Source organism: Ornithinibacillus contaminans (genome assembly GCF_001038425.2).
GTDB lineage: Bacteria > Bacillota > Bacilli > Bacillales > Amphibacillaceae > Ornithinibacillus > Ornithinibacillus contaminans.
In genome coordinates this window covers 24566-50795 of sequence record NZ_LDPV02000020.1, presented here as the reverse complement: position 1 = coordinate 50795, position 26230 = coordinate 24566, and the positions used below count along the sequence as shown (strand labels likewise).

The following is a 26230-nucleotide window of genomic DNA, read 5'->3' as shown; positions in this document are numbered from 1 at the left end:
CTAATGTAACATAGGAGAATTTTGTTGACGTTGCAAGAGGAATAAGTGATGGGTATTGTGTGCACAAGCTCAGAACTTATTAATAAACTTGTATATCAGCCTTATCATCAATTCGTGATCAGCTATATAATTCTAGTTTTAAGTATGGTATACTTTCTTCAATATGTGAAAAAATAGGGGGATATGCATGCAACAAGTTGATAACAAAAACAAATTAGCAAAATTAAATAATGTTATCCCTTTTATTCCAGATGGCGATTTTTATTTTGCGAAAGGTGTTGAATCTTTTCGTAAGCGAAAATTTGATATTGCTTTAAAATGGTTAACTAAGGCTGTAGAATCTGCACCAAAGAATCCATTATATCAATGTCAAATGTCCATCATTTATACCGAGACCGGTGCTTTTCATAAAGCAAATCAAATTCTGACCAATGTATTGCAAGCAACAGGTGATCAATATGTTGATTGTTATTATTTATTAGCGAATAATTATGCCCATTTGGGACTACTTAACGATGCGAAAAAGTTTGCCGTATCCTATCTTGATAAGGAACCAAATGGTGATTTTAGTGAAGATGCCAAAACGTTATTGCAATTAATTGAAATCGATGATGATTTTGATGATGAAGATTGGGATTTTGAGGATGAGGATGAACTACTCGTCTTTCAGGAAACCGTTTTTCATCACTTGGAAAATAAAGAATGGGATAAAGCATTAACATTATTAGAGGAAATGCTGGTATTATTTCCAGATCACAAAACTGCACAACATGAATATGCACATGCATTGTTCTTTTCTGGAAAAAAAGAAGAGGCAATTCAAAAAGAGCTTGAGTTGGTTGAAGCGGATCCAAATAATTTATTTAGCCATACCAATTTGGCCTTATTTTATTATGAGATACAGTCGGAACAAGAATACCAACTGCATATTCGTGCATTACTAAATATATATCCAATTCATGAACAACAAAAGTTACGAATTGCGACCACATTAGCAAGAACGGGTTATTTAGAAGAAGCATATGCTCGCTTCCGTATGTTAGATAAAGCTGCAGTAAATAGTCATATTTCTTATTTTCGTTGGTATAGTATGACTGCTTTTCGACTAGGTGAACCATCCAAAGCATTGTCGTTATGGGAAGAAGGCTGTCGCCGGTTTCCTAAATTGTCGGAAGAGGATGGTCCGTGGACCTCTTGAGCATATAATTAGACGAATTTAGGGGAAATCTTTTACGCTTAACAAGAAGGTAATAATTGTTTTTAGAAAGGGGCGTTTATAATGTCCGAAGAGAAAATTTATGATGTAATTATAGCTGGAGCAGGGCCTGCTGGTATGACAGCCGCAGTATATGCTTCTCGTGCGAATTTAGAAACGTTAATGATTGAACGCGGTATTCCTGGTGGCCAAATGGCAAATACAGAGGATGTTGAGAACTACCCAGGATTTGAAAACATATTAGGACCAGATTTATCGAATAAGATGTTTGAACACGCGAAGAAATTTGGAGCGCAATATGCATTTGGTGATATTAAGTCCATTGAAGATCATGGTGATGTTAAAACAGTCATTGCAGGCAATAAAACGTACAAAACAAGAACGTTAATTATTGCAACAGGGGCACAGTATAAGAAGCTTGGCATACCTGGTGAGGCAGAACTAGGTGGACGAGGTGTATCGTACTGTGCAGTATGTGATGGTGCCTTCTTCAAAGAACGCGAGCTTATCGTCATTGGTGGAGGAGATTCTGCTGTAGAAGAGGGAGTTTACCTAACTAAATTTGCTAGCAAAGTAACAATCGTACACCGACGTGATGCATTACGTGCACAAAAAATTCTTCAACAACGTGCTTTTGATAATGAAAAGGTTGATTTCATCTGGAATACAACCGTAGAAAAAATCAATGGACCAGAAGGAAAAGTAAGTAGTGTCACATTAAAAGATGTTAGCACTGGTGATGAATATGAAAAACCTGCAGACGGTGTATTTGTTTATATCGGTATGGTACCATTAAGCGAACCATTCCAGTCATTAGGTATTGCCAATGATGAGGGCTACATCGTGACAAATGAGAATATGGAAACAACAATCCCTGGAATTTTTGCAGCTGGTGATATTCGAGAGAAAAAATTACGGCAAATTGTTACCGCTACTGGGGATGGGTCAATCGCTGCAGAAGCAGCACAAGCTTATATCGAAGAGTTACATGATAAATTAAAAACAGCAAATTCTTAAAATTTTACGAAAGTAAAGGCATCTTAACGTTGTTGTAACACGCACGAAATATAAATCAGTTACAATAAGGTTAACTAATTGACCCCCTTTTTAATAAATAGATTAGTTTTTGGCGCAGATTTTCTAATCTGCGCATTTTTTTTGCTTCGATCAGGAAAAATAATCATTTTCTTGTGGCATTAAAATGATTCCATGTATAATGGTTATAGGAAATAGACTCCATTTCTTTCTAAGGATCGGGATAACCTGATGGTTAGAAAGCTAACGATAAATGCGTGTTCGTTAATCGAATGGCGAGAGGTGACTAGAATGACTGAAAAACTACAAGAGACCAAAATGGTCATTATAACGGGGATGTCTGGTGCAGGAAAAACTGTTGCTATCCAGAGCTTTGAGGATCTAGGTTATTATTGTGTGGATAATTTACCACCAGCATTACTTCCGAAGTTTTTGGAACTAATGCGTGACTCAACTAATAATATCCATAAAGTAGCCCTTGTAATGGATTTACGTGGTAGAGAGTTTTTTGATTCTTTATTTGAAGCATTAGACTTATTGAGTGATGAAGAGTGGCTAGATGAGCATATTCTATTCCTAGATGCGAAGGATGAGAAGCTTGTAAGCCGTTATAAAGAAACAAGACGTTCCCACCCACTTGCCGTTGGTGATTTACCACTGAAGGGAATTAAACAAGAGCGGAAGATTTTAGATGAGATGCGTGGACGCGCTCATCGTGTAATTGATACGACAACATTGAAGCCTATTCAATTGCGTGAGAAAATCCTGAAGGTATATGCCGAGGAAAAACAGGAAATCTTTTCTGTAAATATGGTTTCGTTTGGATTTAAGTATGGTATACCAATTGATGCTGATTTAGTATTTGATGTACGTTTTCTTCCAAATCCACATTATGTAGCACATTTGCAGCCGTTAACAGGACTAAACCAAGATGTGTCCTCCTACGTATTCAAGTGGTCAGAAACACAGAAATTCCAAGAAAAGGTGTTAGATTTATTGCAATTTATGCTTCCACAGTATAAGAAAGAGGGCAAATCCCAGCTCGTGGTAGGAATCGGTTGTACAGGCGGACAGCATCGCTCTGTCGCTTTAGCAGAATACTTCGCAAAGAAATTAGCAACCAATTATATTACGCATGTCAGTCATCGTGATATCGACAAGAGAAAGGGTCATTAACTAATGTCAGTACAGAAACAACCACGTGTTGTGGTAATCGGTGGTGGAACTGGGATGCCAGTTCTTCTCCGAGGCATAAAAAATTATCCGGTGCAACTAACCGCATTGGTGACCGTCGCAGATGATGGTGGAAGTACCGGCAGATTGCGAAATGAAATGGCAATTCCAGCTCCAGGTGATATCCGAAATGTTATTGCTGCTATGTCAGAGGTTGAGCCCATGTTGTTGCAGCTCTTTCAACACCGATTTTCTGATGGTAATGATTTGTCCGGCCATTCTATGGGGAATCTACTTTTGGCAGCAATGACTTCTATAACTGGTGATTTTTACACAGGGATTAAAGAAATATCGAGAGTTTTAAATGTCAAGGGTAAGATTTATCCAATCTCGAATGAAAATATATCCTTACATGCAGAAATGCAGGATGGGACGATTGTTGAAGGGGAATCCAATATTCCACTTGCGAATAAACGAATAAAGCGTGTTTATTTAGAACCAGAGGATGTTGCGCCACTACCGAATGCGATTAAAGCGATTGAATCAGCAGATTTAATTGTAATCTCACCAGGTAGTTTGTTTACGAGTATTATGCCAAATTTAATCATCCCACAGATTGACACGGCATTGCGGAATACAGCTGCGAAGGTTGTTTATGTGTGTAATGTCATGACACAAGCTGGTGAAACGACTGGTTTTTCAGCAAGTGATCATGTCCAAGCTATCGTAAACCATGTAGGAGAAACCATTATTGATGCTATTGTCGTTCATAATGAAAAAATTGATCCAGAAATTCGAGATGCCTATGCAGGAGAAAATGCCGAACCGGTAGAGTTTGACATTGATCGATTGTTAGATATGGGCTTGCAAATCATAGAAGGGGATATCATTGATCATACGAAGTCAACGATTCGCCACGATACAGAAAAAATTGCGAAGCTCTTATATTCATTGCTTGAGAAATAATTAGGGAAGGGAGGGAGTAAGTTGTCCTTTGCTTCGGAAATAAAAAAGGAATTAACTTCCATTGAACATGAGGATTGTTGTAACTATGCAGAGTTAGCTGCTTTAATACGAATGAACGGGACAGTATCCGTGTCACAGCTCAGATACACATTGGATGTGCAAACGGAGAATGCAGCAATCGCGAGACGTATTTATACATTAATTAAAGCTAGCTTTTCATCACTTCCAGTGGAACTATTAGTGCGGAAAAAGATGAAGCTTAAGAAAAATAATGTCTATATCGTTCGCTTAAAAGAAGATGTCCATGAGATGCTGACAGAGTTGGAAATCATGAAGGATTCTTATTCCTTTGTTCGAGAAATCTCTGAGCGTTATTTAAAAAAGGATTGCTGTCGACGTGCTTATTTACGAGGCGCCTTCTTAGCAGGTGGATCGATTAATAATCCAGAAACTTCTTCTTATCATTTAGAAATTTTTAATACACATGAAGTACATAATGCTGCTTTATGTGAGTTGTTGAATTCCTTTGACCTTCATGCGCGAGAACTAGAACGCAAGAAGGGGTATATTGTCTATATGAAAGAGGCAGAAAGAATAACTGAATTTCTAAATATTATCGGTGCGCATAATGCATTATTTAAATTTGAAGATGTAAGAATTGTTCGTGATATGAGAAACTCGGTAAATCGTTTGGTTAACTGTGAGACAGCTAATTTGAATAAAACCATTGGTGCTGCTTTTCGCCAGATAGAAAATATTAAACTAATCGAAAAAACGGTTGGACTCGATGCACTGCCAGAGAAATTGAAGGAAATTGCAATTTTGCGTGTGCAGCATGAAGATGTGTCGTTAAAGGAATTAGGAGAATTAGTTTCAAGTGGACAAATTTCTAAATCTGGAATTAACCATCGTTTGAAGAAAATTGATGAATTTGCAGAAAAAATTAAACAAGGCGAAATTTTATCATAACTTCGTTTAAAAAAATTAACATCCGTGATATAATATATCATGGATGTTTTTTATTTTATTTCAAATGTTACGATATTTTGGTACCGCTTACGAATGGGGGAGGGTGAGGTAATTGGTTGAGAGAGTTGTTACGGTTGAGTTAGAAAGCGGTTTACAAGCAAGACCTGCTGCACTATTCGTTCAAGAGGCAAATCGTTATGCGGCACATTTATTTCTAGAAAAAGAAGGAAAACGCGTAAATGCAAAGAGTATCATGGGTCTCATGAGTTTGGCAATTACTAATGGAGAGTCCATCAAGCTTATTGCAGATGGATCTGATGAGGAAATTGCATTAAATCATTTGACTACATTTGTAACGAATAAATAGTTATGCAGCTAATTATGTGAAAATAATAACAAAAAGAAAAGAGGTTGAATGTTGATTCAACCTCTTTCCTGTATCATTAATCAGGTTTACGTTCAAGCACTTTGTCAATTAAACCATATTCAACAGCACCAGCTGCTGTCATGAAGTTATCACGTTCTGTGTCTTGGTTGATTACTTCGATTGGTTGACCAGTACGCTCAGAAAGAATTTTGTTTAGGCTTTCTCTCATTTGTAGAATACGTTTTGCATGAATTTCGATATCGGTTGCTTGCCCTTGTGTTCCACCTAGTGGTTGGTGAATCATCACTTCGCTGTTTGGTAGTGCATAGCGTTTACCCTTTGCACCAGCAGCTAATAGGAAGGCACCCATTGATGCTGCCATACCAGTACAAATAGTAGAAACATCGGATTTTATAAATTGCATTGTATCATAAATTGCCATACCAGCTGTAATCGATCCACCGGGTGAATTAATGTATAACGAAATATCTTTTCCTGGATCTTCAGCTTCTAGGAATAGTAACTGGGCCACGATGGAGTTTGCAACATTATCATCAATAGCACTTCCTAGCATAATGATTCTGTCTTTTAACAGACGGGAGTAGATATCGTATGCGCGTTCGCCACGGTTTGTTTGTTCAATAACTGTAGGTATTAAATTCATTGGAATTCCTCCTTGAGACTTTTTCTATGGATATATCCAATCTTTGGATAATTTTATGATATACCAATGGTCAATTAAGGTCAAACAAAAACGTTCGACGAATAATGCACCTTGTCCATTCCTTATAAAACACACTTTCCATCATACCCGCAAGCCCTATGAAATAAACCTTCCGTACTAAAAATACTTGTTTAATCATTCTTCAGACGTTATAATATCCTATGTGTCCTAAATGGACTGAAGGCTTTTCTTTAAAATGCGCCCATAGCTCAGCTGGATAGAGCACTGGTTTCCGGTACCAGGTTTGCCGGGGGTTCGAATCCCTCTGGGCGCGTCCATTCAAATAAACGAAAGCAAGGGCTAGAATGTTTTTTCTGCCCTTGCTTTTTGTTTTGGGAATAGAAGATGACGAGGAATCCTTATTTGGAGCTATTGAAACAGACGAAGTGAGTATCAAGTCCATTATAGCGTCAAAAAGAGAAGAATTTGATTAATTCGAATTTCACTAATCTTTTAGCCAAGATTTATTGTATAGTAATAGTGGAAGGGGGAGAAAAGCATATGAAACTTATAAAATGGTTACTGATTATTGTTGTTTTCCTAGGAGTAATCGGATATGGTGTCTATTATTTTGGGACAAAGGTAGCTTCAGATAAGCTAATGGAAGTGGTATCAACGGAGTTAGAGAATAGTGGACAAATGGAAACGATTAAACAGGCTATTGAAAATGATCCACAGCTTAAAGGTTTCTTAGAGGGCGCAGAAACCGTCGATGAGCGAACGTTACCTTTTACCACGAAAGAAGAAGCTACAAGAATGATTGTGAAAAAGGTAGGGATATCCGGAATTCAAGATATCCAATCCAAAGTTCAGGCAGGAGACATTACGAGAAATGAAATCCTACAAGAAATTGAAGAGAATTTTACCGAAGAGGAAATAATGGCCTTGAAGGTTATTGCCTACAAGGAGATTTATAATAATTAAAAGTAAGAAAAGCCACTATAAGAAGCATCTATTTCTTGTCTCTTATAGTGGCTTTAAATTTAATACGGATAATACGGATATGGAGGGAAAGTTCTATACTGCTGTGGTGTATTTAAAGGTTTCTGGCAGTCCGTATACGGTCCAATATAAGTGCTTGGCTTTACTGGACTGGTGACGGCCTTCCACTGATTCTCATCGAGGCAATACGTATGTGCCATCACATTGGCTGGTGTGAATGTTAAAATATCGGAGCCTAAAATCACCTCAGGATTTGGTGCGTCAAAAATTGCTAATAAATGTGTGTTGTCCGTGGTAGCTACCTCATAATGCCACCAGCCTTGTGGCACATTCGCTACTTGGCCAGGGGTAATGGGGAAATTCATAATTTCTTTTGTGAATGGGTTTAAAATCGAAACCGTGGCTGCTCCAGAAATACAATAAACTAATTCAGCTGCATTCTGATGATAGTGTGGTTCTACTATATTGTTCACACTTAGAAAAATATCAAGTAGTGATGTATTTTCCAATGTATTCAACTGATCTTTTCCTAATACATTAATGAGATTTTGATTATCCTTCACAAACAGATGGCTTTTATTAACATCAAACGTAAATTTTGTTGATGGAGAAGTATAGTCAAGTTTATCTGGCATGTGGAAACACCTCCTATAATTATATAGCCAGAATATGTGTCTCGTAATAGGTTGGTGCCTGTGGAAATGAATAGTTGATAGCGCACTTTATAAAATGAATATGTAAATTGCGCAAATTCTTACTATGTGATAAAATAAGAACAAATGTTCTAACGAGGTGATCCTTGCACATGAAAGGTTTATTTCTACGTTCGATCGAAAAGAAAGAAAAAATCGTAATCATATACATGGACCAGTACGAGCGAGTAACACAGCGATACGTTCGCGTGATTCGGATGGATGAACATACGATTATGGCTTATTGTTATTGGCGGAAGAAAATAAGAATGTTTACCAAGCAGAATATATTATCAGCTGGACCAATTCAGAAAAAGCTTGGCGCATAACGATTCTTTTTGAATCAGGCGGTTGATTTCTGTATACTAAAAAACGTTCTAATTATTAACGAGAAGGTGCCTTATGGAAAAATTATTATTTTATACGAAAGAATCTTGCTCACTTTGTGATGAGGCAGAGGTTTTACTAGAAATGTTTCAACAGCAATATAAATTCGAAGTGGAGAAACGTGACATTTATTCGAAGGATGAATGGTTAGAGGCTTATCATTTGGTCATCCCAGTTATCGAAGTAAATGGCAATCAATTGGACTGTGAGCAACTCGATTATGATGCATTGGAAAAGCTTTTAAAAACAAACGTCTCGAGTAAGTAAAAATACACCAAAAAAGAATACATTTTGTTTGTATATTTCATTCATTATGGTATGATAATAATGTACATAGCATTCTATGTGTATTTTTTTGAAACACGTGGGACATTTTGTGAAGTTGCGGGACGTTTTTGTTCCCGATGAAGGGGCAATGGCATGAGAGGAATAATTGATTTACAGAAAAAACTAATTCCTGACCTGTTAACTATCATGCAGGCGCGATATTCTCTTTTGCACACTGTTAACCTTCATCAACCCATAGGTAGAAGGGGGCTTGCCGATAGTAGTAGTTTGACGGAAAGACAGGTTCGTAGCGAGATTGATTTATTGCATGAACAAGGATTACTAGAAGTTACTACAAAGGGAATGCTTATTACCGAGCAAGGAAAGCTAGTACTGGAGCAACTGTCCGAATTCATGAGTGAAATGATGGGGATAAGTGTTTTAGAAAAAGAAATTAAGGATAAATTACAACTAGAGAATGTTATTGTTGTACCGGGGAATAGTGATGAATCTGAATGGGTTAAACAGGAGATGGGTAAAACTTGTGTCTCTTACCTAAATAAGATCATTACATCTAATGCAACAATTGCCGTAACAGGTGGAACAACGATGGCATCAGTAGCCAATGAAATGACGCCACTTGAAAAAGCAGAACATTATCTTTTTGTCCCAGCGCGTGGTGGAATTGGTGAAAAGGTAGAGAATCAAGCCAACACGATTGCGGCGCAAATGTCCAGACAAGCAGAGGGTGACTATCGCCTACTGTATGTCCCAGATCCGCTAAGTGAAACTTCTTATCATAATATTATTCAGGAGCCGTCCATTATCGAGATTTTACAGCTTATCAAAAATGCCGATATTGTTTTGCATGGTATAGGTGATGCACAAACAATGGCTCAGCGCCGTAAAACGTCCGGTGAAACAATGGAAAAGCTAAAAGCGAAAAAAGCGGTTAGTGAAGCATTTGGTTATTATTTTGATCAAGAAGGTAATGTTGTTCATAAGGTTCGAACAGTAGGTCTACAATTAGAGGATTTGGAAACAATGGAATATGTCATCACTGTAGCAGGTGGCAAGTCAAAAGCTAAAGCGATTGAATCATACTTCAAACGCGCGAAAAGTAATCTGCTGATTACAGATGAGGCAGCAGCGGAACAGATTTTAAGGGATACTTCCCTTTAAATAAATATAGTTAGTTTTTAAAAATAGGAGGAATATACAATGGCAGTAAAAATTGGTATTAATGGATTTGGACGTATTGGACGTAATGTATTTCGTCAAGCGTTAAAAAGAGACGATGTTGAGGTAGTAGCAGTTAACGATTTAACAGATGCTAATATGCTTGCACACCTATTAAAATATGATTCAGTTCATGGTGTTCTTGAAGAGGAAGTATCTGTAAATGGTTCAAATATCGTTGTAGGTGGAAAAGAAATTAAAGTAATTGCTGAACGCGAGCCAGCTAACCTTCCTTGGGGTGAACTTGGTGTTGAAGTAGTAGTTGAATCTACTGGTCGTTTCGTTGATCGTGATTCTTCTCAAAAACATATTGATGCTGGTGCGAAAAAAGTTATCATCTCTGCTCCTGCTAATAACGAAGATTTAACAGTTGTAATGGGTGTTAACCAAGATCAATACGATCCAAGCAAACACCATGTAGTATCAAATGCATCTTGTACAACAAACTGTTTAGCACCATTTGCGAAAGTGCTTAACGATAAATTCGGAATTAAGCGTGGTCTAATGACGACAGTTCATGCTTACACTAATGACCAACAAATTCTTGACTTACCACACAAAGACTACCGTCGTGCTCGTGCGGCTGCTGAAAACATTATCCCAACAACTACTGGGGCTGCAAAAGCAGTAGCGTTAGTATTACCAGAACTTAAAGGTAAATTAAACGGTATGGCAGTACGTGTACCAGTTCCAGACGGATCAATGGTAGACTTAGTTGCTGAGTTAGACAAAAACGTAACAGCTGAAGAAGTGAACAAAGCGTTCAAAGAAGCGGCTGAAGGTGAATTGAAAGGTGTTCTAGAATACAGTGAAGCACCATTAGTATCTAGTGACATCGTTGGTAACACACATTCTTCAATCCTTGATGGTCTTTCAACTATGGTTCTGGAAGACAACATGGTAAAAGTATTATCTTGGTATGATAACGAAATGGGTTACTCTACTCGTGTTGTAGACTTAGTTGCATTCATGGGTCAAAAAGGACTATAAGATACAGATTTAGGCAAATAAACATGAGAAGGTGGAGGAAGAATTCTCCTCCTTTTCTCATGTAAATTAGCAGATAAGACATCATGAAAATTGTGTCCTTTCAATATTTTGTATCATGAGTAATGATACAGGACTAGGGAAACCTAGTATGTAATGCCTACATACATTTCGGGAGGGAATCCAATGAACAAGAAGACAATGAAAGACCTTGATTTAAAAGGAAAAAAAGTATTTTGTCGTGTTGACTTCAACGTTCCAATGAAGGACGGAGAAGTTACGGATGACACAAGAATTAGAGCAGCATTGCCAACAATTCAATATTTAGCAGAACAAGGTGCTAAAGTAATTCTAGCAAGTCATTTAGGACGTCCAAATGGTGAAGTGGTAGAAGAATTACGCCTTGATCCTGTTGCAAAACGTTTAAGCGATTTAATTGGGAAAGCAGTTGTGAAAACAGATGCTGTCTATGGTGCAGAAGTTGAAGAAGCTATTGCTCAGTTAAATGAAGGCGATTTGCTATTGATTGAAAATGTTCGCTTCGAAGCTGGTGAAGAGAAAAACGATCCAGAATTAGCTCGCTCACTTGCAAGCCTAGCTGATCTTTATGTCAATGATGCATTTGGCGCAGCACATCGTGCCCATGCTTCAACAGCAGGTATTGCAAAATTACTTCCATCTGCTGCAGGATTATTAATGGAAAAAGAACTATCTGTACTTGGTAAAGCACTAGAAAATCCTGACCGTCCATTCACTGCTATTATCGGTGGTGCTAAGGTTAAAGATAAAATCGGTGTTATCGATCACCTATTAGATAAAGTTGATAACTTAATTATCGGTGGTGGATTGGCTTACACATTCGTGAAAGCACTTGGCTATGAAATTGGAAAATCTCTATTAGAAGAGGATAAGATTGAATTAGCAAAAGAATTCATGAGAAAAGCTGAAGAAAAAGGTGTTAATTTTGTATTACCTGAGGATGTTGTCGTGGGTGATGACTTCTCTGAGAATGCCAATACAAAAGAAGTAGCTATTTCTGAAATTCCAGCTGATTGGGAAGCAATGGACATTGGTCCAAAAACCCGTGAAAAATATAGCCAACTTGTTGCAGATTCCAAGCTAATCATTTGGAACGGACCAATGGGTGTATTTGAATTAACTCCTTTTGCAAATGGAACAAAAGCTGTTGCTGAAGCACTAGCAACAACAAAAGGATACAGCGTAATTGGCGGTGGAGATTCTGCTGCAGCTGTAGAAAAATTCAACTTAGCTGATAAAATGGATCATGTATCCACTGGTGGAGGAGCTTCACTAGAATTCATGGAAGGTAAAGTACTTCCAGGTGTTGAGGCATTAAGCGATAAGTAATTTTTAATGGTTGTTCGCTGGAAATTGTAGAAATCGAATGGTTCAGCGGTACACGTGAATGATTCAGCGAAGCACAGTAATAATTCAGCGGGAACTCGTGGGATTTCAGCGTTTCTCGAGATATTTCAGCAGCAACCGATGTTAATTCAGCGTTTCTCCTAGTAAGACCCCACTTCAAGAAAAAGTGGAAATTAACGATAGAGGTGAATACCATGCGTAAAAATATTATTGCAGGTAACTGGAAAATGAACAAAACACTTGCAGAAGCTACCCAATTCGTTGATGCGGTTGTTGGTAAGATTCCTGCCGATGATAAAGCAGAAGCAATTGTTTGTGCTCCATTTCCATATCTAGCTACTTTAGTAGAGAAAAGTAAAGGTACTAACTTAAAAGTTAGTGCGCAAAACATGCATTTTGAAGATAATGGTGCCTATACAGGTGAAGTTAGCCCTGTAATGCTAAAAGACTTAGGCGTAACACATGTTGTATTAGGTCACTCAGAGCGTCGTGAGTATTTTGCAGAAACAGATGAGACTGTGAACAAGAAAACTCATGCTGCATTTAATCATGGTCTAACACCAATTGTGTGTGTTGGTGAAACACTTGAGCAACGTGAAGCGAATCAAACAATGTCATTAGTAGAAACGCAAGTGAAAAAAGGTTTAGCTGGTCTATCTAATGATCAAGTTGCTAAAACAATCATTGCGTATGAACCTGTTTGGGCAATTGGTACTGGTAAGACTGCATCAAGCGAGGATGCTAATGAAGTTTGTGCACATATCCGTAATGTCGTGAAATCTGTTACAGACGCGGCAACTGCTGACGCGGTAGTTATTCAATACGGTGGAAGTGTTAAACCTTCTAATGTTGATGAATTATTAGCACAATCGGATATTGATGGAGCATTAGTTGGTGGCGCTAGCTTAGAAGCTGATTCATTCTTACAGCTTGTGGAGGCTGGAGCAAAATGAGTGGAAACAAACTAGCTGCGTTAATTATTCTTGATGGGTTTGCCATTCGAGATGAAGTAAAAGGAAATGCAGTCAAGCAAGCGAAGAAGCCTAATTTCGATCGTTACTGGGAAACATATGCTCACAACCAGTTAATTGCTAGTGGGGAAGCAGTTGGACTACCAGAAGGTCAAATGGGTAATTCAGAAGTAGGACATTTGAACATCGGAGCTGGACGTATTGTTTATCAAAGTCTAACTCGTGTGAATTTGTCCATTCGTGAAGGAGATTTCTTTGAAAAGGAAGCCTTCTTAAAATCGATTGCTAGTGCGAAGGAAAAAAATAAAGCACTACATATTTTTGGCCTTTTATCAGATGGTGGTGTTCATAGTCATATTGAACACTTATTTGCCCTATTGAAGCTAGCAAAAGACCAAGGACTAGAAAAAGTATATTTACATGCTTTTCTAGATGGTCGTGATGTTGGTCAGCAGACTGCAAAAGGCTATATCGAACAAACCGAAGTGAAAATGAAAGAGCTTGGTGTTGGTGAAATTGCAACAGTCTCAGGACGTTATTATTCGATGGACCGTGATAAACGATGGGATCGCGTGAAAAAAGCGTATGATGCGATGGTTTATGGTGAAGGACCAAGCTATACAAGTGCACAAGCGGTTGTAGAAGATTCTTATCAAAATGGAATCTATGATGAATTCGTTATTCCATCCGTGATTACCGATGAATCTGGTACACCAGTTGGTAAAGTGGAGGATGATGATTCGATTATTTTCTATAACTTCCGACCAGACCGTGCCATTCAAATCTCACGTACGTTTGCCAATGAAGATTTCCGTGATTTCGACCGAGGACCAGGCGTACCGAAGAATCTAGATTTCGTTATGTTAACCCAATTTAGTGAATCAGTAGACGGTTTTGTTGCATATGAACCAGTAAACCTAGATAATACAGTTGGGGAAGTACTGGCACAAAACAATATGAAGCAATTGCGTATCGCTGAAACAGAGAAATATCCACATGTTACCTTCTTTATGAGTGGTGGACGTGAAAAAGAATTTCCAGGTGAAAAGCGAATTTTAATTGATTCACCTAAGGTTGCAACCTATGATTTGAAACCGGAAATGAGTGCATATGAAGTAACCGATGCATTGCTAAATGAATTAGATGCTGGTGAAGTAAATGCCATTATCTTAAACTTTGCAAATCCTGACATGGTTGGGCATTCTGGAATGTTACAGCCAACTATCGACGCGATTGAAACAGTTGATGAATGTCTTGGCAAAATTGTGGATAAAATAGTCGAGTTAGGCGGTAGTGCGATTATTACTGCGGATCATGGGAACTCTGATGAAGTGGTAACACTTGAGGGTAATCCAATGACAGCCCATACGACTAACCCAGTACCAGTAATTGTTACAAAGGATAATATCGAATTACGTGATGGCGGAATTCTAGCAGACTTAGCTCCGACATTGCTTGATTTATTAGAAGTTGAAAAACCAAAAGAGATGACAGGTTCATCATTAATTAAAAAGTAAAAGGAGAGATTATTAATGCCATACATTACAGACGTTTATGCACGTGAAGTATTAGACTCACGAGGAAATCCAACAGTTGAGGTAGAAGTTTTTACAGAATCAGGGGCTTTCGGTTCAGCTATGGTGCCAAGTGGAGCATCTACAGGTGAATATGAAGCAGTTGAGCTTCGCGATGGCGACAAGAGTCGTTACCTTGGTAAAGGTGTAGAAAAAGCAGTACACAATGTAAATGAAATTATTGCTCCAGAACTATTAGGTCTTGATGTAACTCGTCAAAACATTATTGATTCACTAATGATTGACCTTGATGGAACAGAAAACAAAGGTAAATTAGGTGCGAATGCAATCCTTGGTGTATCTATGGCGGTAGCCCATGCAGCAGCTAACTTCCTTGAAGTTCCATTATACAACTACTTAGGTGGGTTCAACGGTAAAACACTTCCAACACCAATGATGAACATTGTAAACGGTGGTGAGCATGCTGATAACAACGTTGATATTCAAGAATTCATGATCATGCCAGTTGCAGCTCCTACATTCAAAGAAGCATTACGTACTGGTGCAGAAATTTTCCATTCTCTTAAAAATGTATTGAAGGCTAAAGGCTACAATACTGCTGTTGGAGATGAAGGTGGATTTGCTCCTAACCTAAGCTCTAATGAAGAAGCTTTACAAACAATCGTAGAAGCAATCGAAGCAGCTGGTTACAAGCCAGGTGAAGAAGTTAGATTAGCTATGGACGTTGCTTCTTCTGAAATGTATGAAGATGGTAAATACGTTCTTAAAGGTGAAGGTGTAACACGTACTTCAGCAGAAATGGTTGATTGGTACGAAGAAATGGTAAACAAATACCCAATCATCTCTATTGAAGATGGTTTAGATGAAAATGACTGGGAAGGTCATAAATTATTAACAGAGCGTCTTGGCAGCAAAGTACAGTTAGTTGGTGACGATTTATTCGTTACAAACACGAAAAAGCTTGCACAAGGTATTGAGCAAGGTGTAGGAAACTCTATCCTTATCAAAGTTAACCAAATCGGTACATTAACAGAAACATTTGATGCAATCGAAATGGCGAAGCGTGCTGGTTACACTGCAGTAATCTCTCACCGTTCTGGTGAAACTGAAGATGCAACTATTGCTGATATTGCTGTTGCAACTAACGCTGGTCAAATCAAAACTGGTGCACCATCTCGTACAGACCGTGTAGCGAAATACAATCAATTACTTCGCATTGAAGATGAATTAGCTGGCATGGGTGAATATGGTGGGCTAAATTCATTTTATAACTTAAAAAATAAGTAATAAATGTTGAAAAGGCTGCGATGATTCTTATCGTAAGTAATTCAGTTGTTGTTGTTGTGACGAAAATTTCATAATGACAAGTTAAATGTAGTGCTAACTCTTGAAGAGTTTAGCACTACATTTTTTCTTTGTCGTTAAATCAATGATTATATGAATAAATACCGGAAATTCACAGAGGAATCATACTATAACTAAGAGAATCAGTGTATTTTTGAAACCAAGATTATGTGTTATTCGTATTAAAATTTAAAACGTGATAAATTGTACTTTCGTCAATAACAAAAAGTTTAGTTACTAATGTTTAGGGGAGTGATTTAATGGATTTACTAAACTGGTATGACTGGATTCAGCCTACTAACCCTTTTGCCTCCATTTTTTTTGGTCTGATATTTTCAGTGATACTAACTCTTGTTGTATGGTTTGATACAAAAGAAGTTAAAACAAGCGGGATTGTGTTTGCTACTGGAATAGGAGTTACTATTATTGGCGTTTTAATCCTAAACATCATCGGATTTTATGGTTAAAGTATAGGTAGTTTTACAAAAAACAACTTATGCAAAAGCACCCTAAAAAAGTGTTTAGTTGAGCAAGAAGAATAGCAGGAATTATAAAGCGGTTGGATTATTTTTCCAAGCGTTTTTTTATGTTAATTTAGGGTATATTTTTTGTTTCGCTCTCTTTTTCCATTTTATTAAATGCCGTTCTCATTTTTATTCCTTATTTTTGGTGTTAGTGGTGAAACTACTATTAACTTCTTCACAGGACAAGTCCATTTTGCATTAAGCTATAGAAATGACTACAAAACATGACTTTGAAAGGAAGATACATGTTGAGTAAAAAGGTACTGATTTTTGCTGATATTGGAATAGATGATTCAATTGCCCTTATTTATGGTTTTCTAAAGGAAAGTATTGATATAGTCGGGATTGTTTCTGATTACGGAAATATACCCCGAGAGAACGCTTTGGCTACGACACAATATTTGCGGAATATCTTTAATTCTATTGGGGAAAGTGATATCGAAATAATTGCAGGGGCACGAAACCCGATGACATCGGATAGACCTGATTTTGTTCCTGAAATACATGGTGAATATGGGCTTGGTCCAATTACACCACCGACAGCGGGAGAGGATGTTTCTTTTGAAAATTTCTTTCGGATTCTTGAAATTATTGAAGAAAATAAAGATGAGTTAATCATTGTAAATATAGGAAGATTAACCTCTCTAGCCACCATGTATCTGCTTTACCCAAGTACAATGGAGCAGGTGAAGGAGATTTATATTATGGGTGGAGCATTTTGGGTCCCGGGCAATGTAACAGCAGTCTCGGAGGCGAATTTTCATGGAGATCCTGTGGCTGCACAGATTGTAATGACCTATGGTGAAAATATTACGATCATACCGCTTAATGTTACAGAATACGCGATTGCTACTCCCGAGATGGTAGATTATATAGACCAATTAGGACCGATTGACATCGTTAAGCCATTGATTGACTATTACTTTAATTATTATAAAGAACGTGATCCTAGTATCCAAGGGAGTCCGCTACATGACGTGTTAACACTAATGGCTGTTGATCGCGAGGATATGTTTACGTTTCGGGATTTACCGGTGTATATTGTCCAAGCGACCCAAGGGACAGAACGTGGTCAAAGTATTGCAGATATTAGACCCTTTGGAAGCTTAGAAGAGGAGACAGAACAGGAAGTTAAAACCCACCGAATAGCATTTGACTTCGACTATCCTAGTTTTTTTAATGATTTCATGAGTACAATGACAGGGCAAAATTTTACCCAACAGTGATGGACATTTCTTGTAATGGGATTAAACTAGATTAAATGGCATTAACATATGTTATCAAAAAAAGCTCCGTCTGATACCAAACGGAGCTTTGCATTTGTTATTTTTATTCAGTTTTTTCTTTTATAAATGCTACTACTTCTTCTGCTGTGGACATAGATAGTAGTTGTTCTTTATAGGAAGCAAGATCCTTCTTAGAGATGCCTTTTAATTGTGTACGTGCTGGTAAAATTGATGTAGCACTCATACTAAATTCATCTAAACCAAGTCCAAGTAAGATTGGAATGGCGATTGGATCTCCAGCCATCTCTCCACACATTCCAGCCCATTTGCCTTCTTGGTGAGCGGCTTCTATCACATTGTTCACTAAATTTAAGATAGCCGGATGGTATGGCTGGTACAAGTAGGATACTTGCTCATTCATACGATCAGCAGCCATTGTATATTGAATTAAATCATTCGTCCCAATACTGAAGAAATCAACTTCCTTTGCAAATTGTTTTGCAATAACAGCTGTTGACGGGATTTCGACCATGATACCAACTTCGATTGAATCTGATACTTGATGTCCTTCTTTCGTCAAGTTTGCTTTCTCGTCTAGTAAAATTTCTTTTGCTTTCCGGAACTCTTCCAGTGTTGCAATCATCGGGAACATGATTTTTAGATTTCCGTGTACACTAGCGCGTAGTAATGCACGTAGTTGAGGACGGAAGACATGTTCATTTTCCAAGCAGAAGCGAATAGCTCGGAAGCCTAAGAATGGGTTTAATTCTTTTGGAAGATCTAGATATGGAAGTTCTTTGTCGCCACCTACATCAAGGGTACGCACAACAACTGGCTTCTCTCCCATTTGTTCTAACACGGACTTATATGCCTCGTATTGCTCATCTTCTGTTGGAAGTTCGCTTTTACCCATATATAAGAATTCTGTGCGGTATAATCCAACACCTTCGCCACCATTGTTAAGAACACCGATTACATCATCTGGTGTACCGATGTTTGCGACAAGCTCTACTTGTTCGCCATCGGAAGTAAGCGTAGGCTCGTCCTTTAATTCAGCCCATAGTGCCTGTTGTTTGGCAAAGTTAGCTTGTTTTTCTTCGTAAGCCTTGATGTCTGCTTCTGAAGGATTAACGATTACGTTTCCATCAATACCATCAATAATAACGATATCATCCTTCGCAACGGTTGTCGTTACTGTTTTTGTACCAACAACTGCTGGAATTTCTAATGATCTTGCCATAATGGCAGAGTGTGATGTGCGTCCACCGATGTCTGTTGCAAACCCTTTAACAAATTGACGATTCAATTGTGCTGTGTCTGATGGGGTTAAATCCCCTGCAATCACGATAACTTCTTCGTCAATTAATGCTGGGTTAGGGAAGGATACCCCTAACAAATGAGCAAGCACGCGTTTTGTTACGTCACGGATATCAGCAGCACGTTCACGCATGTATTCATTGTCCATGCTTTCAAACATTTGAATAAACATTGAAGCGGTTTCTTCAAGCGCAGCTTCAGCCATAGCGTTTTCATTTTGAATCTTATCTTTAATCGGATTAATAAGTTCTGGATCACCTAACACTAATAAATGAGCGGAGAATATTTCTGCATGTTCTTCACCTAGCTCTTTTAGCGTATGCGCTTTAATTTTTTCTAATTCTTGCTTGGAAATGGCAAGTGCACTATCTAAACGCTCGATCTCTTTAGATGGATCTTCAATTGTTGTCTTCGTATACGTTAAATCTGGCGTTACAAGGTGGTAAGCCTTTGCAATTGCAATTCCAGAAGATGCGGCAATTCCTTGGATGTTTGTCATACTATTGTACCAACCCTTCGACATAATATAATCAATTATTACTATTCCATGTTAACCGTTTCAGGTCATTGATTCAAGCAATTCATCGAACTGAAATAAATTATTCACAATGAAAACGCTTTATTGGTGATGGTCTGGTAAATATTGAAAAATCCATTGTACGATTTCTTGATAAACCTCCGACTTATTTACTTCATTTAGCATCTCATGTCGACCATCCTCGAAAAGTTTTGTTTCTATTGATTTTATACCGACATTTTTATAGAGAGATACCGTCTTTTGAATTCCTTTTCCATAATTACCTACTGGATCAGCATTACCGCTAATGAATAACATCGGTAAATCCTTCCGTATGTTGTTGTTTCTTTGTTGATTATGAATAAACTGGAGTCCGCACATTAAATCATAGAAAAATCGTGCAGTTGGGATATAGCCGGCAAACCGATCTTGCATATACGCTTGGACGACAGATTCATCATGTGATAGCCAATCAAATGGTGTCTTTGGATTTGTTATTTTTCGATTGAATGCGCCAAAGGCAAGTTTATTCATCATAGGTGATTTTTTCTTAGGGGAAAGTCTAGCTGAAAGTGCTTTACCAAACGCAGTTGAAAGACTTGGGTAGTAGCCAGTTCCAGATAAGATAACACCGTTAATCGCTTCACCATGCTCCTGAATATAGTGTCTAGCGAGGAATGAGCCCATACTATGGCCAAGTAAGAAGATAGGTATCGATGGGTATTCCTCCTGAATAACCTTTGTAATGTGATATAGGTCATTCATCGCCTTTGTAAAACCATCTTGCTCTGCTAAATAACCCATTAACCCCTGTTTCTGACCTGTCTTTCCATGACCACGATGATCATTACCATAGACGAAAATATCGTGTTCTACTAAAAATTGGGTGAAATCATGATAGCGTTGAATATGTTCGACCATTCCATGAGCGAGTTGAAGAATAGCTTTTGGTTGTTTATCTGGGTCGGTCCATTTTTCAACATAGATTTCAACGTTATCTATCGTTTTGAGCCAAAATGTTGTCTTCATAGTATCACTCCCTCGTTTATTCTGTTATTTTTATCATAGATGAATGCTTGTGAAATTGCGAATATGGATGACTGGTGTATCGATTCTATCGTTTTTAGAAAAATTGCTTGATATCGTATTCAATATTATGCTAAAGTAAGAATAGTATTTGTCTGCATATGTTCAGGAGGTGTCATGGTAACATGGCTAGTTTTGTAAATGTTTTACTAGTACTTGACGCAATTATAATGATAGTTTTAGTTTTATTACAAAGTGGTAAAAGTGCTGGATTATCAGGAGCGATTTCTGGTGGTGCAGAGCAGTTATTCGGTAAACAAAAAGCAAGAGGTATTGACTTAGTCCTACACCGTGCAACCGTTGTGACAGGCGTATTGTTCTTTATCCTAGCTTTTCTTAGTGCATACGTTTTACAATAGTAAGCGTAACCCTTATCACATGAATCGTGGTGAGGGTTTTTTATTTTATAATCGTGTAGTTTTCCTGTATAAGGGGGACAGTATATAATAGTTATAAACCTGATAGGGACTTTAATTAACTAATCAAAAGATGTAATCCTATCATAGTGGGGAAAAGGAGTTTTCGTAAGATGAGAGTTATTCAACCAAAACCATTTACATTTGAAGCAGGACCTAGAGCAGTTCTATTATTACATGGATTTACAGGTCATTCAGCTGATGTCCGCATGCTTGGCCGTTTTTTAGAGAAGAAGGGGTATACGACACATGCTCCAATTTATCGTGGTCACGGAAAGCCGCCCGAGGAATTAATTCAAACAAGACCAGACCAGTGGTGGAGCGATGTTCAGGAAGCTTTTCAACAGTTGAAAACATTAGGATATAAGGAAATTGCTGTTTGTGGATTATCACTTGGTGGCGTACTGAGCTTAAAGCTATCTTATTCGGAAAATGTAAAAGCAGTAATTCCAATGTGCGCACCGATGTTTTTTGATAATGAAAAACAATTAACGGCTGGTTTCCAAGTCTTTTCAAAGGAATACAAGCAGCTAGAAGGAAAAGAAGCGGAAGTCATAAGCGAAGAGGTTGCTTCTTTGATGGAAAATTCTAGTCCGATGTTTACGGAATTAGGTAAGCTGATTAAAGATGTACAGCAAAATATCGACACGATCTACACGCCAACAATGGTTGTGCAGGCTAGGTTAGATAAGATGATAAATACAGAAAGTGCTACATATATTTACGAAAATGTGGAAGCGGATCATAAAGAACTAAAATGGTACGAGGAATCCGGACACGTTATTACATTGGATAAAGAGAAAGAAAAGCTTCATGAAGATATTTATCAGTTTTTAGAATCATTAGATTGGGAAGAATAATGCTGATTAACAAAAGGTTTACAATGGAAAGTGAAAGAAGGTGTTAGGATGAGTGAAATAATGATCGATAAAGTAAGAGAATTTTTTAAAACATATGATTCGAAGCCATTAGCTGTTGAAGAGCTAGAAGAGATTCTAGAAATTACTGATGTGGTTGATTTTAAGGAACTTGTAAAAGCACTAAATGAATTAGAGCATAACGGTGAGCTTGTTCGAACCAGGAAAAACCGATTCGGCCTACCAGAGAAAATGAATCTTATTCGTGGTAGGATTCAAATGCATGCGAAAGGATTTGCCTTTTTAATCCCAGATGATGAAAATGAGACGGATGTGTACATTCATCATTCTGATCTAGCCTCTGCGATGAATAATGACACGGTGCTAGTGCGAATTGAAAAGCGTGATGCTACTGGTAGCCGACCAGAGGGTACAGTGATTCGTATCGTAGAACGAGCAATTACCGAGGTCGTTGGTACCTTTGAAGATAATCGAGCATTTGGCTTTGTTATTGCGGATGATAAACGTATTCCGAATGACATCTTTATTCCAAAGGGCAGTATTAATGGTGCTGTAAGTGGGCATAAGGTTATTGCTAAAATCACCAAGTATCCAGAGAACCGTAAAAGTGCTGAGGGAGAAATCGTTCAAATTCTTGGACATAAAAATGATCCTGGAATTGATATTATTTCCATTATATATAAGCACGGTATTAAAATGGACTTCCCACCTGAAGTACTAGAACAAGCAATGAACACACCAGAAACAATTGACGAATCGGAAATTGGTTCCCGACGTGATCTTCGAGATGAAGTCATTGTGACAATTGATGGTGCAGATGCGAAAGACCTTGATGATGCTGTTACTGTGAAACGATTAGACAATGGCAACTATAAGCTTGGTGTTTATATTGCCGATGTTAGTTATTATGTAAAAGAAGGTTCAGCAATCGATAAGGAGGCATTAGAGCGTGGGACAAGTGTCTACTTAGTTGACCGTGTTATTCCGATGATTCCACACCGATTATCGAATGGGATTTGTTCCTTAAATCCAAAAGTGGACCGGCTAACATTAGGCTGTGAGATGGAGATTGATACGACGGGTAAAGTCGTCAACCATGAAATCTTCCAAAGCGTTATCAAGACAACGGAAAGAATGACCTATAGTGATGTGAATAAAATTTTAGTCGATCAAGACGAAGAATTGCGCGAAAAGTATCGTCCGTTAGTTCCAATGTTTGAACAGATGGAAAAGCTAGCTTCTATTTTAAGAGGAAAGCGCATGGGACGTGGTGCTATTGATTTTGATTTTAAAGAAGCAAAAGTCCTTGTTGATGAAAAAGGGAAGCCAACGGATGTTGTCATTCGGGAGCGATCTGTTGCAGAACGTTTAATTGAAGAATTTATGCTGGCAGCGAATGAAACAGTCGCAGAGCATTTTCACTGGATGGAAGTTCCGTTCATTCATCGTATTCATGAGGATCCAGACCAAAGCAAGCTACAGCACTTCTTTGAATTTTTAGCTGGATTGGGTTATAAGGTGAAAGGAACGGCTAATGAGATTCATCCACAGAGCTTGCAGAAGGTATTGGAAGAGGCTGAAGGCGAACCAGAGGAAATGATTATTTCCAAACTAATGCTTCGCTCTATGAAGCAGGCGAAATATGATTCACAGGGCATTGGTCACTTTGGGCTTGCGACAGAATTTTATACACATTTTACTTCGCCAATACGTCGTTATCCAGACTTAATTGTTCATCGCTTGATTCGTACCTATTTAATTGAAAAAAGCTTAGATGCCAAAACAATTGGTACATGGAAGGATAAACTGCCAGAGATTGCACGTCATTCATCTGAGAGGGAGCGAACAGCAGTGGATGCCGAGCGAGATACAGATGACTTGAAAAAGGCAGAGTACATGTTTGAACGAATTGGGGAAGAATATACTGGTGTGATAAGCTCTGTGACAAGCTTTGGACTATTTGTTGAATTGGAGAATACTATCGAAGGATTAGTCCATGTAAGTTATCTAACCGATGATTATTATCATTTCGATGAACGACATTATGCGATGATTGGGGAACGAACTGGTAAGGTTTATCGTATCGGACAAGAAGTGAAGGTTCGTGTCACAAGTGTCAATATGGACGAGCATGCGATAGACTTTGAAATCATTGGTGGCGGAAAGCAAGGCAAACCAGGTAAGCCTAAGCCAACGAATAACGATAAGAAATCGAAACAAAATAGAGCGGCAAAAGGATCAACCAAATCAAAGAAACCGCCTGTACGAAAAAGAAAATAGGCGTATGACATGTGGTTTTTGCATAGACTAATTCTGTCTTTTATCAGCAGGATTAGTCTATTCTTGTATAAGGAATTAACAATAGGTAGGAAGTCCCAATATTGCAGAAAAAAATAATTGCTTTTTTATTAGTTTTCAAATAAAATATAACAATAACTAAAAAAGTTTCCCCGAGGAAAAATAAGTTAATTGGTACAACTAAGAAAGGGAGAAGTCCTATGTCTCATGAAGTAATAATTGCATTTCTCTTTACGCTGTTTGCCGGATTGGCAACTGGGATTGGGAGTTTACTAGCGTTTTTTGCCAAAACAACGAATACAAAATTTTTATCGTTTGCCTTAGGTTTTTCTGCAGGTGTTATGATTTATGTGTCGATGATCGAGATTTTTGTGAAGGCACAGGATTCGCTTGTTAGTGAGTTGGGTAAGCACGGCGGACAGTGGTTAACCGTGGGCTCTTTCTTTGCGGGGATGTTACTCATTGCGCTTATTGACCGATTTGTACCGTCGAAATCTAATCCTCATGAACTGAAAAAAGTAGAGGATATGGAAAAGAATGGTGCTGTAACGCAGAACCCAGAATTATTAAAGATGGGTGTATTTACAGCTCTCGCTATCGGCATTCACAATTTTCCAGAAGGAATCGCAACGTTTATGTCAGCAATTGAAGATCCTACCTTAGGATTTGCCATTGCGATTGCAATTGCGATTCACAATATTCCAGAGGGAATTGCAGTGTCAGTACCGATCTATTATGCAACCAATGATAAGAAACGTGCATTTAAATTATCGTTCTTATCTGGTCTAGCAGAGCCTGTTGGTGCCATTGTTGCTTTTCTAATTCTAATGCCGTTCTTAAATGATTTAATGTTTGGTGTTATTTTCGCTGGTGTAGCAGGAATTATGGTATTCATTTCATTAGATGAATTATTACCAGCAGCGAAAAAGTATGATGAAGCACATGTTTCGATTTATGGGTTAATCAGTGGGATGGCATTAATGGCGGTTAGTTTATTATTGTTAGCATAAGGGAGAAAAGTGGAGTGCCTCTGGTATTCCATTTTCTTTTTTAGCCTGTGGTATCGTATTTCGCTTTAATAACAGGTGAATATTTGATAAAATGAATGTCACGGAAGTTGTAGGAGGGCTAAAAATGCCTAAAGGTGAAGGTAAAGTAATTGCACAAAATAAAAAAGCGTCACATGACTATTTTATAGAAGATACATATGAATGTGGAATTGTTCTAAAAGGAACAGAAATTAAATCGATCCGGGCAGGACGTGTGAATTTAAAGGATTCTCATGCGCGTATTGATCGTCGTGGTGAGGTTCAATTAATAAATCTGCATATTTCAGAATATGAACAAGGGAATCGATTTAACCATGACCCAACAAGAACTCGCAAACTATTGCTACATCGCCAGCAAATTGATAAGTTAATTGGCTTAACCCAACAAGAAGGGTTTGCCCTAGTCCCATTAAAGATTTATATTAAAAATGGCTTTGCAAAGGTTCTACTTGGTCTTGGTAAAGGGAAGAAGAAATATGATAAGCGTGAGGACTTGAAGAAAAAGCAAGTGAAGCGTGAGATTGATCGTGCGATAAAGGATTATAATCGCTAAGGAATAGGTTGGTGTCCTTATATGGAAATCGCTTGTTACAATGGCAAAACATCCCACGTGATGGCTACTTGATATCGTATGGTAGTATGTTATAATGAAACATGTCGCTACGAAGTGACAACAATTAAATAATAATTGTGCTCGATTGACATACCCGATCGTTTTC

General features: G+C 38.0%; 26 protein-coding genes and 1 tRNA gene. 23 read left to right on the top strand and 4 right to left on the bottom strand.

Going from position 1 to position 26230, the window contains the following annotated elements; genetic code table 11:
- Positions 1–187: 187 nt before the first annotated feature.
- From JF53_RS04310 to JF53_RS04285, 6 genes are all read left to right on the top strand, one after another.
- The gene (locus tag JF53_RS04310) at positions 188–1198 is read left to right on the top strand and encodes a tetratricopeptide repeat protein (protein ID WP_047980806.1); all 1011 of its coding nucleotides are present in this window, start codon (positions 188–190) and stop codon (positions 1196–1198) included.
- 81 nt (positions 1199–1279) lie between these two features.
- Complete coding sequence (trxB, locus tag JF53_RS04305) at positions 1280–2233, top strand: thioredoxin-disulfide reductase (protein ID WP_047980805.1); 954 nt, start codon at positions 1280–1282, stop codon at positions 2231–2233.
- A gap of 309 nt (positions 2234–2542) precedes the next feature.
- Entirely contained in the window at positions 2543–3427 is an 885-nt protein-coding gene (gene rapZ / locus JF53_RS04300) for an RNase adapter RapZ (RefSeq protein ID WP_047980804.1), read from the top strand.
- Positions 3428–3430: 3 nt separating this feature from the next.
- Complete coding sequence (locus JF53_RS04295; protein ID WP_047980803.1) at positions 3431–4390, top strand: gluconeogenesis factor YvcK family protein; 960 nt, start codon at positions 3431–3433, stop codon at positions 4388–4390.
- 21 nt (positions 4391–4411) lie between these two features.
- Positions 4412–5359 carry a DNA-binding protein WhiA gene (gene whiA / locus JF53_RS04290; RefSeq protein ID WP_047980802.1) on the top strand — a complete coding sequence of 316 codons (948 nt, stop codon included), beginning with the start codon at positions 4412–4414 and terminating at the stop codon, positions 5357–5359.
- Between the two features lie 112 nt (positions 5360–5471).
- Positions 5472–5726, top strand: coding sequence for an HPr family phosphocarrier protein (locus JF53_RS04285; RefSeq protein WP_047980801.1), 255 nt, complete (start codon positions 5472–5474; stop codon positions 5724–5726).
- 76 nt (positions 5727–5802) lie between these two features.
- Here JF53_RS04285 and clpP read toward each other — a convergent pair whose 3' ends face one another.
- Positions 5803–6390: an ATP-dependent Clp endopeptidase proteolytic subunit ClpP gene (gene clpP, locus JF53_RS04280; RefSeq protein ID WP_047980800.1), complete on the bottom strand. Its 588-nt coding sequence runs from the start codon at positions 6388–6390 to the stop codon at positions 5803–5805.
- Positions 6391–6648: 258 nt separating this feature from the next.
- Between clpP and JF53_RS04275 the strand changes: the two genes are divergently transcribed.
- A tRNA-Arg gene (locus JF53_RS04275) sits at positions 6649–6724 on the top strand.
- A 227-nt stretch (positions 6725–6951) separates the two neighbouring features.
- Positions 6952–7374, top strand: coding sequence for a hypothetical protein (locus JF53_RS04270; protein WP_047980799.1), 423 nt, complete (start codon positions 6952–6954; stop codon positions 7372–7374).
- Positions 7375–7433: 59 nt separating this feature from the next.
- Here the strand turns inward: JF53_RS04270 and JF53_RS04265 are convergent, their stop codons facing one another.
- Positions 7434–8027 (bottom strand): cupin domain-containing protein, encoded by a 594-nt coding sequence (locus tag JF53_RS04265; RefSeq protein ID WP_047980798.1) that lies wholly within the window; start codon positions 8025–8027, stop codon positions 7434–7436.
- A gap of 170 nt (positions 8028–8197) precedes the next feature.
- Here JF53_RS04265 and JF53_RS04260 point away from each other — a divergent pair, with 170 nt between their 5' ends.
- The 10 genes from JF53_RS04260 to JF53_RS04215 all read left to right on the top strand — a co-directional run bounded on the left by JF53_RS04260 (position 8198) and on the right by JF53_RS04215 (position 17950).
- Entirely contained in the window at positions 8198–8413 is a 216-nt protein-coding gene (locus JF53_RS04260) for a hypothetical protein (RefSeq protein WP_047980797.1), read from the top strand.
- 73 nt (positions 8414–8486) lie between these two features.
- Entirely contained in the window at positions 8487–8738 is a 252-nt protein-coding gene (locus tag JF53_RS04255) for a glutaredoxin family protein (RefSeq protein WP_047980796.1), read from the top strand.
- A gap of 153 nt (positions 8739–8891) precedes the next feature.
- Entirely contained in the window at positions 8892–9920 is a 1029-nt protein-coding gene (locus JF53_RS04250) for a sugar-binding transcriptional regulator (RefSeq protein WP_047980795.1), read from the top strand.
- Between the two features lie 39 nt (positions 9921–9959).
- The gene (gene gap, locus JF53_RS04245; protein WP_047980794.1) at positions 9960–10967 is read left to right on the top strand and encodes a type I glyceraldehyde-3-phosphate dehydrogenase; all 1008 of its coding nucleotides are present in this window, start codon (positions 9960–9962) and stop codon (positions 10965–10967) included.
- A 183-nt stretch (positions 10968–11150) separates the two neighbouring features.
- Entirely contained in the window at positions 11151–12332 is a 1182-nt protein-coding gene (locus JF53_RS04240; protein WP_047980793.1) for a phosphoglycerate kinase, read from the top strand.
- Positions 12333–12544: 212 nt separating this feature from the next.
- Entirely contained in the window at positions 12545–13303 is a 759-nt protein-coding gene (gene tpiA, locus JF53_RS04235; protein ID WP_047980792.1) for a triose-phosphate isomerase, read from the top strand.
- On the top strand, positions 13300–14838 hold the full coding sequence (gpmI, locus tag JF53_RS04230) for a 2,3-bisphosphoglycerate-independent phosphoglycerate mutase (protein ID WP_047980791.1): 1539 nt from the start codon (positions 13300–13302) through the stop codon (positions 14836–14838). The genes tpiA and gpmI overlap by 4 nt, the downstream gene beginning before the upstream one ends.
- Positions 14839–14853: 15 nt before the next feature.
- Positions 14854–16143 (top strand): phosphopyruvate hydratase, encoded by a 1290-nt coding sequence (gene eno, locus JF53_RS04225; protein WP_047980790.1) that lies wholly within the window; start codon positions 14854–14856, stop codon positions 16141–16143.
- A 317-nt stretch (positions 16144–16460) separates the two neighbouring features.
- Complete coding sequence (locus tag JF53_RS04220) at positions 16461–16667, top strand: hypothetical protein (RefSeq protein ID WP_047980789.1); 207 nt, start codon at positions 16461–16463, stop codon at positions 16665–16667.
- Between the two features lie 305 nt (positions 16668–16972).
- Entirely contained in the window at positions 16973–17950 is a 978-nt protein-coding gene (locus JF53_RS04215) for a nucleoside hydrolase (RefSeq protein ID WP_047980788.1), read from the top strand.
- A 103-nt stretch (positions 17951–18053) separates the two neighbouring features.
- Here the strand turns inward: JF53_RS04215 and ptsP are convergent, their stop codons facing one another.
- On the bottom strand, positions 18054–19766 hold the full coding sequence (gene ptsP, locus JF53_RS04210) for a phosphoenolpyruvate--protein phosphotransferase (RefSeq protein ID WP_047980787.1): 1713 nt from the start codon (positions 19764–19766) through the stop codon (positions 18054–18056).
- Positions 19767–19886: 120 nt separating this feature from the next.
- A complete protein-coding gene (locus tag JF53_RS04205; protein WP_047980786.1) occupies positions 19887–20813 on the bottom strand; it encodes an alpha/beta hydrolase in 927 nt (308 codons plus the stop codon).
- Between the two features lie 182 nt (positions 20814–20995).
- On the opposite strand from JF53_RS04205, the gene secG reads away from it, so the two are divergent.
- The 5 genes from secG (at position 20996) to smpB (ending at position 26064) form a co-directional block, all read left to right on the top strand.
- Entirely contained in the window at positions 20996–21229 is a 234-nt protein-coding gene (gene secG, locus JF53_RS04200; RefSeq protein ID WP_047980785.1) for a preprotein translocase subunit SecG, read from the top strand.
- Positions 21230–21399: 170 nt separating this feature from the next.
- Entirely contained in the window at positions 21400–22146 is a 747-nt protein-coding gene (locus JF53_RS04195; protein ID WP_047980784.1) for an alpha/beta hydrolase, read from the top strand.
- A 48-nt stretch (positions 22147–22194) separates the two neighbouring features.
- Entirely contained in the window at positions 22195–24444 is a 2250-nt protein-coding gene (gene rnr, locus JF53_RS04190; protein ID WP_047980783.1) for a ribonuclease R, read from the top strand.
- A gap of 218 nt (positions 24445–24662) precedes the next feature.
- Positions 24663–25472 (top strand): zinc transporter ZupT, encoded by an 810-nt coding sequence (gene zupT, locus JF53_RS04185; protein ID WP_047980782.1) that lies wholly within the window; start codon positions 24663–24665, stop codon positions 25470–25472.
- A 124-nt stretch (positions 25473–25596) separates the two neighbouring features.
- Positions 25597–26064: an SsrA-binding protein SmpB gene (smpB, locus tag JF53_RS04180; protein ID WP_047980781.1), complete on the top strand. Its 468-nt coding sequence runs from the start codon at positions 25597–25599 to the stop codon at positions 26062–26064.
- The last annotated feature ends 166 nt before the right edge of the window (positions 26065–26230 follow it).

Coding starts and splice junctions, on each gene's coding strand:
- JF53_RS04310 (WP_047980806.1), top strand. CDS start 188: ATGCAACAAGTTGATAACAAAAACAAATTAGCAAAATTAAATAATGTT.
- trxB (WP_047980805.1), top strand. CDS start 1,280: ATGTCCGAAGAGAAAATTTATGATGTAATTATAGCTGGAGCAGGGCCT.
- rapZ (WP_047980804.1), top strand. CDS start 2,543: ATGACTGAAAAACTACAAGAGACCAAAATGGTCATTATAACGGGGATG.
- JF53_RS04295 (WP_047980803.1), top strand. CDS start 3,431: ATGTCAGTACAGAAACAACCACGTGTTGTGGTAATCGGTGGTGGAACT.
- clpP (WP_047980800.1), bottom strand. CDS start 6,390: ATGAATTTAATACCTACAGTTATTGAACAAACAAACCGTGGCGAACGC.
- JF53_RS04270 (WP_047980799.1), top strand. CDS start 6,952: ATGAAACTTATAAAATGGTTACTGATTATTGTTGTTTTCCTAGGAGTA.
- JF53_RS04265 (WP_047980798.1), bottom strand. CDS start 8,027: ATGCCAGATAAACTTGACTATACTTCTCCATCAACAAAATTTACGTTT.
- JF53_RS04260 (WP_047980797.1), top strand. CDS start 8,198: ATGAAAGGTTTATTTCTACGTTCGATCGAAAAGAAAGAAAAAATCGTA.
- JF53_RS04255 (WP_047980796.1), top strand. CDS start 8,487: ATGGAAAAATTATTATTTTATACGAAAGAATCTTGCTCACTTTGTGAT.
- JF53_RS04250 (WP_047980795.1), top strand. CDS start 8,892: ATGAGAGGAATAATTGATTTACAGAAAAAACTAATTCCTGACCTGTTA.
- gap (WP_047980794.1), top strand. CDS start 9,960: ATGGCAGTAAAAATTGGTATTAATGGATTTGGACGTATTGGACGTAAT.
- JF53_RS04240 (WP_047980793.1), top strand. CDS start 11,151: ATGAACAAGAAGACAATGAAAGACCTTGATTTAAAAGGAAAAAAAGTA.
- tpiA (WP_047980792.1), top strand. CDS start 12,545: ATGCGTAAAAATATTATTGCAGGTAACTGGAAAATGAACAAAACACTT.
- gpmI (WP_047980791.1), top strand. CDS start 13,300: ATGAGTGGAAACAAACTAGCTGCGTTAATTATTCTTGATGGGTTTGCC.
- eno (WP_047980790.1), top strand. CDS start 14,854: ATGCCATACATTACAGACGTTTATGCACGTGAAGTATTAGACTCACGA.
- JF53_RS04220 (WP_047980789.1), top strand. CDS start 16,461: ATGGATTTACTAAACTGGTATGACTGGATTCAGCCTACTAACCCTTTT.
- ptsP (WP_047980787.1), bottom strand. CDS start 19,766: ATGACAAACATCCAAGGAATTGCCGCATCTTCTGGAATTGCAATTGCA.
- JF53_RS04205 (WP_047980786.1), bottom strand. CDS start 20,813: ATGAAGACAACATTTTGGCTCAAAACGATAGATAACGTTGAAATCTAT.
- secG (WP_047980785.1), top strand. CDS start 20,996: ATGGCTAGTTTTGTAAATGTTTTACTAGTACTTGACGCAATTATAATG.
- JF53_RS04195 (WP_047980784.1), top strand. CDS start 21,400: ATGAGAGTTATTCAACCAAAACCATTTACATTTGAAGCAGGACCTAGA.
- rnr (WP_047980783.1), top strand. CDS start 22,195: ATGAGTGAAATAATGATCGATAAAGTAAGAGAATTTTTTAAAACATAT.
- zupT (WP_047980782.1), top strand. CDS start 24,663: ATGTCTCATGAAGTAATAATTGCATTTCTCTTTACGCTGTTTGCCGGA.
- smpB (WP_047980781.1), top strand. CDS start 25,597: ATGCCTAAAGGTGAAGGTAAAGTAATTGCACAAAATAAAAAAGCGTCA.